Origin of the sequence: Sinomonas mesophila, assembly GCF_001999765.1 — a bacterium.
In the GTDB taxonomy this organism is placed as follows: domain Bacteria; phylum Actinomycetota; class Actinomycetes; order Actinomycetales; family Micrococcaceae; genus Sinomonas; species Sinomonas mesophila.
The window spans coordinates 110,108-122,814 of record NZ_MTIC01000018.1; the positions used below are offsets into that span (position 1 = coordinate 110,108).

At 70.2% G+C, this 12,707-nt stretch carries 13 protein-coding genes; 3 read left to right on the forward strand and 10 right to left on the reverse strand.

Annotated features, from left to right (window positions below; all coding sequences use genetic code 11):
• Nucleotide 1 precedes the first annotated feature (1 nt).
• The 3 genes from BV907_RS16075 to BV907_RS16085 form a co-directional block, all read right to left on the reverse strand.
• Nucleotides 2-1,027, reverse strand: a complete 1,026-nt coding sequence (locus tag BV907_RS16075) for a Cgl0159 family (beta/alpha)8-fold protein (RefSeq protein WP_245828028.1) — start codon at nt 1,025-1,027, stop codon at nt 2-4.
• Nucleotides 1,024-2,013 carry a 5-dehydro-2-deoxygluconokinase gene (gene iolC / locus BV907_RS16080; RefSeq protein ID WP_077490747.1) on the reverse strand — a complete coding sequence of 330 codons (990 nt, stop codon included), beginning with the start codon at nt 2,011-2,013 and terminating at the stop codon, nt 1,024-1,026. The genes BV907_RS16075 and iolC overlap by 4 nt, the downstream gene beginning before the upstream one ends.
• 257 nt (nt 2,014-2,270) lie before the next feature.
• Nucleotides 2,271-2,675 (reverse strand): tautomerase family protein, encoded by a 405-nt coding sequence (locus tag BV907_RS16085; protein WP_077490748.1) that lies wholly within the window; start codon nt 2,673-2,675, stop codon nt 2,271-2,273.
• A 214-nt stretch (nt 2,676-2,889) separates the two neighbouring features.
• On the opposite strand from BV907_RS16085, the gene BV907_RS16090 reads away from it, so the two are divergent.
• A complete protein-coding gene (locus tag BV907_RS16090; protein WP_077490749.1) occupies nt 2,890-4,254 on the forward strand; it encodes an FAD-binding oxidoreductase in 1,365 nt (454 codons plus the stop codon).
• A gap of 44 nt (nt 4,255-4,298) precedes the next feature.
• On the opposite strand, the gene BV907_RS16095 is transcribed toward BV907_RS16090, so the two are convergent.
• From BV907_RS16095 to BV907_RS16115, 5 genes are all read right to left on the reverse strand, one after another.
• Complete coding sequence (locus tag BV907_RS16095; protein ID WP_077490750.1) at nt 4,299-5,837, reverse strand: aldehyde dehydrogenase family protein; 1,539 nt, start codon at nt 5,835-5,837, stop codon at nt 4,299-4,301.
• A gap of 67 nt (nt 5,838-5,904) precedes the next feature.
• Nucleotides 5,905-7,539, reverse strand: coding sequence for an APC family permease (locus BV907_RS16100; RefSeq protein WP_077490751.1), 1,635 nt, complete (start codon nt 7,537-7,539; stop codon nt 5,905-5,907).
• Between the two features lie 374 nt (nt 7,540-7,913).
• Nucleotides 7,914-9,554 carry a GMC family oxidoreductase gene (locus tag BV907_RS16105; protein ID WP_077490752.1) on the reverse strand — a complete coding sequence of 547 codons (1,641 nt, stop codon included), beginning with the start codon at nt 9,552-9,554 and terminating at the stop codon, nt 7,914-7,916.
• A 213-nt stretch (nt 9,555-9,767) separates the two neighbouring features.
• Nucleotides 9,768-10,388: a TetR/AcrR family transcriptional regulator gene (locus BV907_RS16110; RefSeq protein WP_077490753.1), complete on the reverse strand. Its 621-nt coding sequence runs from the start codon at nt 10,386-10,388 to the stop codon at nt 9,768-9,770.
• A gap of 49 nt (nt 10,389-10,437) precedes the next feature.
• Entirely contained in the window at nt 10,438-11,121 is a 684-nt protein-coding gene (locus BV907_RS16115) for a hypothetical protein (RefSeq protein ID WP_077490754.1), read from the reverse strand.
• A 68-nt stretch (nt 11,122-11,189) separates the two neighbouring features.
• Between BV907_RS16115 and BV907_RS19625 the strand changes: the two genes are divergently transcribed.
• Complete coding sequence (locus BV907_RS19625; protein ID WP_077490755.1) at nt 11,190-11,609, forward strand: Lrp/AsnC family transcriptional regulator; 420 nt, start codon at nt 11,190-11,192, stop codon at nt 11,607-11,609.
• A 37-nt stretch (nt 11,610-11,646) separates the two neighbouring features.
• On the opposite strand, the gene BV907_RS18985 is transcribed toward BV907_RS19625, so the two are convergent.
• Together BV907_RS18985 and BV907_RS16125 are read right to left on the reverse strand one after the other, a co-directional pair.
• The gene (locus BV907_RS18985) at nt 11,647-11,814 is read right to left on the reverse strand and encodes a hypothetical protein (RefSeq protein ID WP_175637497.1); all 168 of its coding nucleotides are present in this window, start codon (nt 11,812-11,814) and stop codon (nt 11,647-11,649) included.
• Complete coding sequence (locus tag BV907_RS16125) at nt 11,811-12,125, reverse strand: hypothetical protein (RefSeq protein WP_077490756.1); 315 nt, start codon at nt 12,123-12,125, stop codon at nt 11,811-11,813. The genes BV907_RS18985 and BV907_RS16125 overlap by 4 nt, the downstream gene beginning before the upstream one ends.
• 141 nt (nt 12,126-12,266) lie before the next feature.
• Here BV907_RS16125 and BV907_RS16130 point away from each other — a divergent pair.
• On the forward strand, nt 12,267-12,707 hold a 441-nt coding region (locus BV907_RS16130), incomplete at its 3' end, for a winged helix-turn-helix domain-containing protein (RefSeq protein ID WP_139346549.1).

Here is a 12,707-nt window from a genome sequence, read left to right on the forward strand (position 1 = left end):
GTCACTGCGCGGCCTCCTTGCCGGACGTGCTGGCGCCGGCCGCGGCCACCGCGGCGGGCTTGATCTCTTCCGTGGTCAGCAGCGAGGCGGCTGCCGCGACGGCGCCGGACACATCGCCGTCGGCCGGGTAGAGGAGGGTGCGGCCCACGGTGAGGCCCTGGACGCCGGGGAGGGCGAGGGCGCGGCCCCACGAGGCGAAGACCTCGTCCTGGTGGCCGGTCGGGTCGCCGCCGAGGAGCACGGTCGGCATGGTCGTGGCGGCCATGACGCGCTCCATGTCCTCCACCACGGGCAGCTTCATCCACGTGTAGGCGCTCGTGGAGCCGAGGCCCTCGGCGATCGCGATCGACTTGATGACCGCGTCCGTCGAGAGGTCGTTGCGGACCTTCCCGTCGATCCAGGCGGAGAGGAAGGGCTCGACCATCGCGATGAGGCCGCGCTCGGCGAGCGAGTCGATCGCCTTGGCGGTGGCCTCGAGGAACGACGCCGTGGCCGGGTCGCCGAGGGCGATGCGCGTGAGCATCTTGCCGCCGTCGGCGCCGAGCGCGGCGAGGGCCTCGGCCGTGTGGCCCGTGAAGCGGTCGTCGAACTCGTTGACGTACCCGGCGAGGCCGCCGCGGTTCATCGAGCCGAAGACGAGCTTGCCCTCGAGCGCGCCGAGCAGGAGCAGGTCGTCCATGATGTCCGGGCTCGCGAGGACGCCGTCGACGGCGGGGTTCGCGAGGGCGATCTGGAGCCGGTCGAGCAGCTCGCGCCGGTCGGCCATGGCCTCCGGGCGGCCCTGCGCCGCGAGCGCGCCGCGGGCCGGATGGTCGGCGGCGACGATGAAGTTCTGCCGGCCCAGGACGGCGCCCGGGTGGCGGCGGCGGGACGCAGCGGCGCGCGCGATGGCCTGCGGGTCCTCGAGCCGGATCTTGGTGAGGTGCTCGTAGCGGCGGGGGTCGTCGTCGTGCGCGTTGCGCAGCGCGGCGACGCCAGGAGCGACGGCGGGCACGGTCTGGGCGTTGGACACGGTCGTGGCGCTCATCGGGCCACCCCCTCGGGGACGAGCCGGCCGCGTTCGGCCAGCAGCGAGGTGACCTCGTCCGGCGTCGGCATCGCGTCCGCGCAGGAGAGGCGGGAGGCGACGATCGCGCCGGCGGCGTTCGCGTAGTCGAGGACCTGGGCCAGCGGCCAGCCCGCGAGCAGGCCGTGGCAGAAGGCGCCGCCGAAGGAGTCGCCGGCGCCGAGTCCGTTGAGCGTCTCGACGGGGACCGGGGCGGAGACGACGCGCTCGGCGCGGGTCGTTGCCATGACTCCCTCGGGGCCGAGCTTGACGACGGCGATCTCCACGCCGGCGGCGAGGAGGCGGTCCGCCTGCTCGTCCGGGGTGCCGTGGCCGACGGCGACCGCGCACTCCTCCTCGTTGCCGATCGCGACCGTGACGTGCGGCAGGACCTTGGCGACCTGCTCGCGGGCGTCCTCCTCCGAATCCCAGAACATGGGCCGGTAGTCCAGGTCCAGGACGGTGAACTGGCCCTGGGCGAGCCCGGCGCGCGGGCGGGCCTCGTGGGCGGCGATGTGGGCCGAGCGGCTGGGCTCCTGGCACAGGCCGGTGACCGTGGACCAGAAGATCCGGGCCTCGCGGATGGCCGCCAGGTCCAGCTCCTCGGCCTTGATCTGCAGGTCCGGGGCCGTCGGGAAGCGGCCGTAGAAGTACAGCGGGAAGTCGTGCTGCTCGGGCAGGATCGCGCAGAACGTCGCGGGGGTCTGCAGGCCGCCCACCGGGCGGACGTAGCGGTCGTCGACGCCGAACTTGGCCAGCTCGCCGTGGAGGTACTCGCCGAACGGGTCGTCGCCCGTGCGGGTCACGACGGCGGTGCGGCGCCCGTGGCGCGAGGCGGCGACGGCGACGTTCGACGGCGAGCCGCCGAGGTACTTGCCGAAGCTCGTCACGTCCGCCAGGCCGACGCCGATGTCGTTGGGGTAGATGTCGACGCTGATGCGCCCCATCGTGAGAACGTCGTAGGTCACGTGTGCGGTGCCTTTCCTCGTGAGCCCGTGGTGCGGGCCGGCTTCGCTGCCTGTGGCGGCGGCCACAGGTCCACTCTGCTACAGAATTAATGTCCTGTCAAAAGTTTGTACTGACATGCTGCCGTCTCAGCGAACGACGGCGGCCGGCCCGGTCCGCGCCCAGTCGCCGAAAGGGGGGACTGGGACGCCGAGATGGGGGCCCATGACGCCGAAATGGGGGCGTGCAACGCCGAGATGGGGGATAGGCGACAGGCGTGTCAGCGTGCGGGGACGGCGAGCTCGCCGGTCATGTACTGCGCGCGGCCGAAGCCGAAGGACCAGTCGCCGGCGCCGTTCTCGACGTAGCCGATGAACACGTCCTCGCCGAGGACCCCGGCGTCGGCGAGATTGCCTGAGATGGCGGCGAAGAGCGACTCCTTCGCCTCCTGGCTGCGGCCGCCCTGCGTGAAGATCTGGATCATGACGACTCCGCCCGTGCGCTCGAAGCCGAGCCCGGCATCCTGGGCCACGATCTGCCCGGGCGCGTGCTCGGTGACGATGTGGAAGTAGTCGCGCTCGGGGATCCGGTACTCGGCGAGGATCGCGTCGTGGATCGCGCGGCTGAGCCGGGAGACCTGCTCGGGGCTGCGGCCGGCGTTGACGTCGATGCGGACGAGAGGCATGCGGGGGGCTCCTTCAAAGGCAATTTGTCCTAACATAAAAACAATATGTCGAGGCCACAGGAAACACAAGATTTGTCCTAACAAATTGGCTGTCGCGCGCTCGACCTACCTAGTGCCCACTCCCCCATCTCGGCGCCCCACTCCCCCATCTCGGCGATAGACGCTCGGGTAGGGTGCCCTCAGGCCGTGCCCTCAGGCCCACGAAGGAGTTGCCATGCCCGACGCGCCGTTCAGCCCGGCAGCCGTCTTCGCCGCCCACCCGCGCGCCACCACGGATCCCGCCGCGCGGGCCGCGGCGGCGACCGACCGCTCGGGCTACGAGCCCCCGCACCCGCCCGACGTCGTCGTGCGCTGCGAGACGGCCGACGACGTGGCCCTCGCCCTCCGCCTCGCGCACGAGCACGGCATCGCGGTCGTGCCGCGCGGCACGGGAACGGGCCTCGCGGGCGGCTCGAGCGCGCAGGCGGGCCAGGTGGTCGTGGACGTCTCGGGCATGGACCGCATCCTCGCGATCGACCCGGTCGAGATGACCGCCGTCGTCGAGCCCGGCGTCCTCAACGCCACGGTCAATGCCGCGGCCGCCGAGCACGGCCTGTTCTACGCGCCGGACCCGGCGAGCACGTCGATCTGCTCGATCGGCGGGAACATCGCCACGAATGCCGGGGGCATGTGGTGCGCCAAGTACGGGGTGACGCGCGAGTCCGTGCTGGGGCTCGCCGTCGTGCTCGCGGACGGCCGGCTCCTGCGCACGGGCCGGGCGACAATCAAGGGCGTCACCGGCTACGACCTCAATGCGCTCATAATCGGGAGCGAGGGCACGCTCGGGATCGTGGTCGAGGCGACGCTGCGGCTGCGCCCGCGGCCGGTCCGGACGGAGACCCTCGCCGCCTACTTCGACGACGTCGAGACCGCAGGCCGCGCGGCGTCGGCGATCACGGCGGCGCGGATCCAGCCCTCGATCCTCGAGCTCATGGACGCCGGGACGCTCGACGCCGTCGACCGCGCCACCGGGACGCGGCACCGCGAGCTCGGCGGGGCGTTCCTGCTCGCGCAGACCGACGGGTTCGGCGCGCACCTCGAGCTCGACGCCGTCGAGGCCGCGGTCGCGCCGTTCGCCACGCTCGTCCGCCGGGCCGCCGACGCCGCCGAGGCCGCGGCGCTCGTCGCGGCCCGGCGCGACGCGATCCCCTCGCTGGAGCGGCTCGGCCGCGTCTCGATCGGGGACATCGCCGTGCCGCGGAACCGTCTCGCAGAGGCGTTCGCGGGCCTCGAGGACATCGCGGCGCGCACGGGCGTGCGGATCGTCAGCGTCGCGCACGCCGCGGACGGGAACCTGCACCCGATGATCGTCGTCGGGTGGGACGAGTCCATCACCGAGGGGCCGGCGAAGGCCGCTCTCGGGGAGATGTTCCACCTCGCGCGGCGGCTCGGCGGGACGCTCACGGGCGAGCACGGCGTCGGGCTGCTCAAGCGCGAATGGGTCGGCGAGGAGCTCGGCGAGCTCTCGCTGTCACTCCAGCGCGCGATCCGCTCAGCCTTCGACCCCGCCGGCATCCTCAACCCGGGCAAGGCGATCTGAGGGGCGCGGGCCGGGCCTGCCCAGGCGGCCCGCGCCCCGGTCTCTCACTCCCTGGGGCCGGAGGGCTCCCCGCCGAACCAGCCGCTCGGCGCCGGGGCGATGTTCTGCCAGATGTGCTTGGCCTCCCGGTACTCGTCGAGCCCCGAGCGGCCCAGCTCTCGGCCGACCCCGGACTTGCCGAAGCCGCCCCACTCGGCTTGCGGCACGTAAGGGTGGTAATCGTTGATCCAGACCGTGCCGTGACGCAGTGCGCCGGCCACGCGCTGGGCCCGCGAGGCGTCGGAGGTCCAGACGGCCCCGGCGAGGCCGTACTCGGTGTCGTTCGCGATCGCGATCGCCTCGGCCTCGTCCCGGAACGTCTCGACCGTCAGGACCGGCCCGAAAGACTCCTCCCGGAGGACGGTCATGCCGGAGCGGCAGTTGCCGAGCACGGTCGGCGGGTAGAAGAACCCGTCCGCGAGCGCGCCCTCGTCCGGGATGTAGCCGCCACACAGAAGCGTGGCCCCCTCCGCGATGCCGGCCTGGACGTAGGCGTGCACCTGGTCCCGGTGGTGGGCGGAGATGAGCGGCCCGGTCTCGGCGGCCGGGTCGAAGGGCCCGCCCATCCGGATCCGGCGGGCCCGCTCGACGACCTCCGCGACGAAGCGCTCCGCGATCGACTCCTCGACCACGAGGCGCGCCCCGGCGGAGCAGACCTGGCCCGAGTGCAGGAACACGGCGGTGAGCGCGTTGTCGACGGCGGCGTCCCAGTCGGCGTCGGCGAAGACGACGTTGGGGTTCTTCCCGCCGAGCTCGAAGGCCACCCGCTTCACGGTCGGGGCCGCCGCGGCCATGATCGCCTGCCCCGTGGAGAGACCCCCCGTGAGCGAGACGAGGTCGACGCGCGGGTCAGAGCTGAGCGGGCCGCCCACCGTCCGCCCGGTGCCAGTCACGAGGTTCGCGACGCCCGCGGGGACGCCGGCCTCGGCGAGGGTCTCCATGAGCAGGATCGAGGTCGACGGCGTGAGCTCGCTCGGCTTGAGCACGAACGAGTTCCCGGCCGCGAGCGCGGGCGCGACCTTCCACGCGGCCTGCAGGAGCGGGTAGTTCCACGGCGCGATGAGCGCGCACACGCCAAGCGGCTCGTAGACGACCCGGCTCACGGCGTTGGCGCGGCCCGTGTCGATGACGCGCCCGGCCTCGAGGCCGGCGACCTTGCCGAAGTAGCGGAAGCACGCGGCGATGTCGTCGATGTCGTACTCGGCCTCCACGAGCCGCTTGCCCGTGTCGAGCGCCTCGGCCCGCGCGTAGGCTGCCTTGTCCCGCTCGAGCAGGTCGGCCACCTTGAGGAGGACGGCGCCGCGCTCGAGGTCGGTCAGCCGCCGCCACGGCCCGCCGTCGAACGAGGCCCGGGCGCCCGCGATGGCCCGCTCGGCGTCGGCCGCGGTGGCCGAGACGACGACGGCCACCTCGCTTCCGTCCGCGGGGCAGCGCACGGTGGTGGTCCCGCCGTCGGCCGCCCGCTGCCACGCGCCGTCGATGTACAGGCCCTTGGTCGTCTGCTGGCGGGCCTCCTGGGCGGTGTCCTGGACCGTTGCGGTCATCGTGTCTCCTTCGTCTCGGGGATTGGTAGAGGGGTGCGGGGCGGGGCGCTACGTCTGGGAGCGCGAGCTACGACGCTCTGGTTGGCGCGGCGCCATTGACTGCAAGCTCGTCAGGGATCGGGCTGGCAAGGTCGGCATCGGCAGCGGACAGCTCGACGTCAGCCGACGGAACCACTGGGGCCGCCGCTGCGTGCTCGGCGAGGACGCCGGTCTGGTGCCTGATCTTGAAGCGGTAGAGCAGGGCCCCGCCGACGGTGACCGAGGCGACGAAGATGACCCCGCCCCACTGCAGGTACCACTCGAACGGCGGGACCGAGTTGTAGATCTCCTGGCGCGGCCAGATGAGGTTCACCGTCATGCCGGCGCCCCACAGGACCGCGAGAATGTTCACGGGCAGTCCCCACTTCCCCAGACTGAATCCCGCCTCTGACCGGTCATCGAGCAGCGGCCACTTCCTGGCGAGCCGCTTGCGCAGCAGGGGAACCGTGACCAGCAGGTAGGAGAGGTAGATCAGGACGATGCTGATGCTGGACAGGATCGTGAAAATCGCCGGCTGCATGACGTTGACCAGCAGCGGGATGACGGCCAGGACGCCGATCACGATGGCCGCGACAGTGGGAGTCCTGCGGACCGGGTCGACCTTGCTCAGCTGCCGGCTGAACGGCAGGTTGTTGTCCCGGGCCATGGCGAACATCATGCGGATCGCGGCGGCGTGGACGGCCAGCGTGCAGACCACCACGGCAACCACGATGCAGGCGAGGAAGGCCTTGCCGAAGGGTCCGCCGAGGACCGAGAGGACGATGTGCTGCAGACCGCCGTCGGCGGATCCCAGCTTGGGGTCGCCGAGGTCCGGCGCCGCCATGATGCCGAAGAACAGGAGCAGTCCGCCCAGCAGGAAGGACGCCGTGACGGCCCGCAGGATGGCCTTCGGCGCGGTGCGCTTGGGATCCTTCGTCTCCTCGCCGAGGGAGCTGGCCGTGTCGAACCCGTACATGACGTAGCCGGAGGCCATCGCGCCGATGAGGAAGACGCCGAAGAAGCCCAGGTCCTGGCCCTCGCCGAAGCCGGCGGTGTCGAAGAAGACCTCGGGGCCGCGCACCAGGTGCCAGCCCAGCGCGAGGATCAGTAGCACGGCCGCGATCAGCTCGACGAAGACGCCGATGCTGTTGATCATGGTCATGAGCTTCACGCCGAACGCGTTGATGAGCGTGGAGATGGTGATCATGATGGTCGCCAGCAGGACGCCGTTGAGCGCGAAGTCGTATTGCCCAGTTCCGTCGCCGACCATCTGGAAGCCCGACCAGAGCTGCGGCAGGGTGATCTGCAGTGCAAGGGCCACGGACCCCAGCGCCACGATGGAGGACAGCAGAAGCAGCCAGCCGGCAAGCCAAGCCGAGGTTCCGGAGGCGAGCCGCTTGGCCCAGTTGTAGACCGAACCGGCCACGGGGTAGCGGCCTGCCAGTTCGGCAAAGCACAGCGCGACCATCAGCTGGCCGACGAAGACCATAGGCCAGGACCAGGCGTACGCCGGGCCGGCCATGGAGAAACCAAAGTAGAACAGTTGAAAAACACCGGTGAGGATGGAGATGTAGCTGACACCCGCGGCGAAGCTGGCGAATTTGCCGATGCTCCGGTCCAAGGTCTGGGTGTAGCCGAATTCTTCCATGCCGCTTGAATCAGTACTCTTGCTGGGTTCCGACATCTGAACTCCTAAGTCAGAAAAGCACGATGGTGATGATCTCCGACCGCCATTTGGTCGCGGATTCATTCACACAGGTGAATTCGACGGCCGGGCCCCGCGCCGCAGCGCCCGGCCGTCTCCCCCCATTGCTGATGACTAGCGTGTTCTGTCCACCCCGCTGCCCTATGAAAAATGAGCTTCCTGGGAATGTGAGTCAATGGGCGCGGATGCGGACTGAGAGTTTGGGACGCACGCCGCCGGACTCCGTCCGTGTGGCGTGGGTCATACAATGAACAATAGTAGATGTTGAACAGGCGTTCAAGACTTGTGAGCGAACAGATGTTCAGCGATAATCGCGCCCCGGTGCAGGCTATGGAAACGAGGTGCGCTGCCGGTCAGGCGAGGGCCCCGCTGAGTTCCGCCTCCGCCGTCGCTGTTTCGCCGCGTCGGCCGGCGCGGATGAGGTCCGCGCAGCGTTCTCCGATCATCATGACGGTGATGTTGGGGTTCACCGTGACATGCTCCGGCATGACAGAGGCGTCGGCGACGCGCAGGCCCGTGACGCCCTTGACCCGCAGCTCGGGGTCGAGCGGCGACATGACGTCGTCGGCAGGACCCATGCGCACCGTGCCGACCGGGTGGTACACGGTGTTGTGCGTCTTGCGGACGTAGTCCTGCAGTTCCTCGTCGGTCTGCGCCGCGACGCCGGGCGAGAGCTCCCGGCCGGTCCATTCGGCCATGGCGGGCTGGGCGGCGATTTCACGTGCCTTGCGGATGCCGGCGACCATGACGCGCATGTCGTGGCCCTCCGGATCGGTGAAGTACCGCGGGTCGACCACGGGCTTGTCGCGGAAGTCGCGGCTGCGCAGCCGGACGGTGCCGCGGGAGCGGGCGTGCGTGACGTTCGGGGTGAGGCTGAAGCCGTTCTCCGTGGTGGGGTATCCGTGCCGCAGGGTGTTCATGTCGAACGGGACGGAGCCGTAGTGCATCATCAGGTCCGGGCGGTCTAGACCCTCCTCGGTAGGCGTGAAGATGCCGATCTCCCACCACTGCGTCGACGTCTGCACCATCGGCTGTTTCGCTTCAAACTGCACGACGCCTTCGGGGTGGTCCTGCAGGTTCTCGCCGACGCCCGGGGAGTCGACCAGGACCTCGATGCCGTGCTCGGCCAGATGCGCGGCGGGGCCGATGCCTGAGAGCATGAGCAGCTTGGGCGAGTCGATGGCGCCTGCGGAAAGTACCACTTCGCAGCGCGCGGAGAGCCGGTGCGTCCGCCCGAACGCCGAGTCCACGACGTCGACGCCGGTGCACCGCTTGTCTGCGTCGAACACCAGGTGGCGGGCCCGCAGGCCGGTCAGCAGGGTGAAATTCCCGCGCTCGATGATCGGGTGGATGTAGGAGACCGAGCTGGAGGAACGGGTGCCGTCCGCGCGGCGGTTGATCTGGAAGAAATTGGCGCCGTTGATCACTGTCGTGCCAGTGTTGAACTTCACGCGCGGAATGCCTGCCTGTTCGCAGGCGTCCAGGAGCGCGACGCCGGCGGGGTCGGCCGGGGGCACGTTCATCAGGTGCACCGGGCCCGAGTCACCGTGGTGCGGCGCCTCCGGGCCAGCGTCCTCGTTGGTCTCCAGCCGCTGGTACAGCGGCCAGGCGGCCTCGGCGTTCCAGCCGGTGGCACCGTATGTGGACTCCCACTCATCGAGGTCTTCGCGCGGAGCCCAGAAGGCGATGCAGGAGTTGTGGCTCGAGCAGCCGCCCATGACCTTCGCGCGGGCGTGCCGCAGGAAGGAGTTGCCGTTCTCCTGGGGTTCGATCGGGTAGTCCCAGTCGTAGCCTGATTCCAGCAGCTCCATCCAGCGGTCGAGCTGCAGCACCTCGGGTATGCCGCGGTCGTCCGGGCCGGCCTCCACCAGCGCCACGGACACGTCCGGGTTCTCGCTCAGCCTGGCGGCGACTGCGGCGCCGGCAGACCCGCCGCCGATGACGATGTAGTCGAATTCCTGGTGGTTGAGATTTTCGACGTTGTCGGTGTGCATCTAGTTCTCCTTGCTGTGGTCAGCGAACCAGCCGGTCACCTGCGGGCTGGTTGGGCCTGGAACCGCCCTGCCAGCCACGATCGGCCGGGTCGATGTGGCCTAGGTCATAGATGCAGAGTAGCGGGGTTTGAACAAGTGTTCAAGACCTCGTATGAACAAATGTTCAAGAAGGCTGAAGGATCAGCAGGGCAGAAGTGAATGGGCACGGGAACCCTAAGGCCCGACGCTCAGGCCCTTGCTCGTCCGTTCCGCAGGGGCGAAAGCGATCTGCTCCGTGCGGATGAGGCATCTCTGGATGGAGGGTTTGTCTGCGCCGAGGAGCGCCGTCAGCCACATGCCGTTTTGGACGACGACGATATCGGATGCCCGCTCGCGACATTCATCGCGGGAAAGCTCGGGTTTGGCATTGCTGATCAGGGTCGTCAGCCCCTCCAGATAGCGTTCAAACGCGGCCGCATTGATCAGTGCGAAGTCTTCATGGGCTTGCGCGAGAGCCCACAGGTGGAGGCGCAGGGACAGATACCGGGTGGTCAGGAGTTCCGGGGCCGCAACGCGCCGAAGGGCCTTGCGGAGCTGCTCGTCCGGGGGCGACTCCGGGTCGGGTGCAACCAGCATGAGGTCGTGCTGATCCATGCGGTGCAAGGCGGCACGGATCAAGCTCGACTTGTCTTCGTAGTAGTAGTTCACGAGCCCCAATGCGACGCCGGCCTCGCGCGCCACGGCGCGCATATTGACACCTGAGATGCCGTGGCGCGAGAGCAGGTCCAGCACCGCTTCGAGGATGCGGGCCTGCCTGCCAACCTGTTCGCCGGGGTTTACGGCATTTGTCTCCACTCGGCCAGACTATCGGTGCGGGATGGCCTGGCGGGATGCGGCGACCGAGTTAGAGCACGGCCCCGGCGACCAGGAGCAGGCCGAAGATGCCAACGGCCGCGCTGCCGACGATCCCGCTCGCCCGCCTCAGGCCCGGCCCGCTGCGGCCGCTGAGGAGGCCGCCGCCGACGACGAGGAGGGCCTGCCAGGCGAACGACGCAACCCCGGCCCCGGCGACGAACGCCGCCCCCGCGGCAGGGTCCCCGGACAGCTGCGGGAGGCCGGCGGCCATCGCGGCGAAGCAGACGAGGGTCGCTGGGTTGACCAGAGTCAGCCCGAAGAACATGGCGAACCTGCGCAGGCAGCGGCCCACAGGGACGCCGGCGGCGGCTTGTTCCGGGAGTCCGGCAGCCTGAGGACCGCTGCGCAGGACGGCGGCGGTTCCGGAGGGCGCGGAGCCGCGGCTCAGGCTCCTCGCGAGTCCCGCGGCCGCGATGGCCAGGAGGGCTGCCCCGCCGGCGAGGGCCGGGTACGGGTCCCAGTGCGCGACGAGCGGTGCGGCGACCGCGCCGAGGACCACCGCGGCGGCGGCGTAGAGCAGGTCGACCGCGGCGACGGCAGTGGCCGCGGGAAGGCCGCCGCGGAGGCCTCGCTCGATGCCCTCGCGGATGAGGAGCACGCCGACGGCGCCGAGGGGGACGGCGACGGCGAGTCCCGCGGCGAGTCCGCTCGCGAGTGCCAGACCGGGATTCATGCAGCCAGTGTGCGGCTGCGGGCTCGTGGGCACTGAGAATTCTGGCGTCCGGCGGGTAGATTCATTGCATGGACGCGATCGACCGGCGGATCACGGACATTCTCCTCGCCGACGGCAGGGCTTCCTTCAGTGAGCTCGGCCGGCGGGTTGGCCTGAGCACCAATGCGGCGGCCGCGCGGGTCCGCCGGCTCGAGCGGGACGGGGTCATCGTCGGGTACCGCGCCGTCCTCGCCGAGGACCGGCCCGGCCACCACGCCGGCATCGAGGCCTTCGTCGACGTCCGCCTGCAACCCGAGCGTGATTCCGAGCAGTTCCTGGTGTGGGCGAGGACCCGGCCGGAGGTCGTCGACGCGGCCCACGTCACGGGCCCGTACGACTACCACCTCCACGTCCGCGTGCGGGACGTTCCCGCGCTGGATGCTCTCCTGCGCACCCTCAAGCGGGACGCCGGCGCAGCCCAGACCCAGACCCGGATAGCACTGCGCTGAGGCGTCGGAGCCTCAGGAGGCGTCGGAGCCAGGATGATCAGAGGAGGTCGGTCAGGATGATCGCGACGTCGAGCTGGCGGATGAGCCGCGCGTGCGCGTCCACGTCGTGGGCCTGCCCGGGAAGGGGCGTCGAGTCCGTGGCACCGGGGCGCGGGGAGACGGGGGCCGGGAGGCTGCCTGTGGTCCGGGGGATGCGCCGCTTCACCGCAGGCTCCCCAGCAGCGAGGCCCGAGGGCCGAGAGGGCCGAACCCTCCGCGGGCGAGGTCGTGCAGCAGCTGGCGGTAGGTCGAAAGGGCCAGCGGCGGTGCCTGGTGGACATCCGCGATCGTCGCGTGCGGACGGTCCACGCGCCAGAGGGCGAGGATCGCCCGGTCTTCCTGATCGTCGTCGAGGGCCCGGTAGGGGCCTACGGGACGATTCGCGGTCAGTGCCTGGGCGTACAGGCCCAGACGGTCATTCGGCGTCCGGTTTCCGGAACGGTTCCACATCTGGACGACTTCATCGACATCCACCATGGCCCCCGCCTCCTCGGTCTAGCTCTAAGGGCGGTCGGTCCGGGATCCTCATCCCGTCCCGCTGTTGTTTTAACTCTAAACCTATGAGTTCACATGTCAAGGGTTTAGTATGAAATAGATCACAAGGAGGAGGATGGACACGTGAGCAGCTGGAGGGAACAACTGGCCTTCGCACCGCTGGAGAACGCGGTGCGCGGAGAGGAGACCGGCCGCCGGCTCCGCCAGGCGATCGAGCTGGGGCTCCTCGAGGACGGCACGCAGCTGCCGAGCGAGAACGACCTCGCCGCGATGATGGGGATCTCGACCCAGACCCTGCGCTCCGCCCTGGCCGAGCTCCGCCACCTGGGCCTCGTCGAGACCCGACGCGGGCGCGGCGGCGGCAGCTTCGTCAAGGCCAACACCGGCGACCTCGCGAAGGCGCGCCGGGAGACGCTCGCCGCCTACTCGCTCGAGGACCTGCGCGACATCCGCGAGTACCGGGCGGTCCTGGCCGGCTCCGCCGCCGCCGCCGCGGCGGGCAGGTCACAGCAGATCTCCGTCAGCCGCCTCGCCTCGCTCGCAGCGATGGTCGGGACCGCCGAG

Bases quoted from the DNA above. Each gene is read 5' to 3' on its own strand.
- BV907_RS16075 (WP_245828028.1), bottom strand. From the start codon at position 1,027: ATGAGCGCCACGACCGTGTCCAACGCCCAGACCGTGCCCGCCGTCGCT.
- BV907_RS16085 (WP_077490748.1), bottom strand. From the start codon at position 2,675: ATGCCTCTCGTCCGCATCGACGTCAACGCCGGCCGCAGCCCCGAGCAG.
- BV907_RS16090 (WP_077490749.1), top strand. From the start codon at position 2,890: ATGCCCGACGCGCCGTTCAGCCCGGCAGCCGTCTTCGCCGCCCACCCG.
- BV907_RS16095 (WP_077490750.1), bottom strand. From the start codon at position 5,837: ATGACCGCAACGGTCCAGGACACCGCCCAGGAGGCCCGCCAGCAGACG.
- BV907_RS16100 (WP_077490751.1), bottom strand. From the start codon at position 7,539: ATGTCGGAACCCAGCAAGAGTACTGATTCAAGCGGCATGGAAGAATTC.
- BV907_RS16105 (WP_077490752.1), bottom strand. From the start codon at position 9,554: ATGCACACCGACAACGTCGAAAATCTCAACCACCAGGAATTCGACTAC.
- BV907_RS16115 (WP_077490754.1), bottom strand. From the start codon at position 11,121: ATGAATCCCGGTCTGGCACTCGCGAGCGGACTCGCCGCGGGACTCGCC.
- BV907_RS19625 (WP_077490755.1), top strand. From the start codon at position 11,190: ATGGACGCGATCGACCGGCGGATCACGGACATTCTCCTCGCCGACGGC.
- BV907_RS16125 (WP_077490756.1), bottom strand. From the start codon at position 12,125: ATGGTGGATGTCGATGAAGTCGTCCAGATGTGGAACCGTTCCGGAAAC.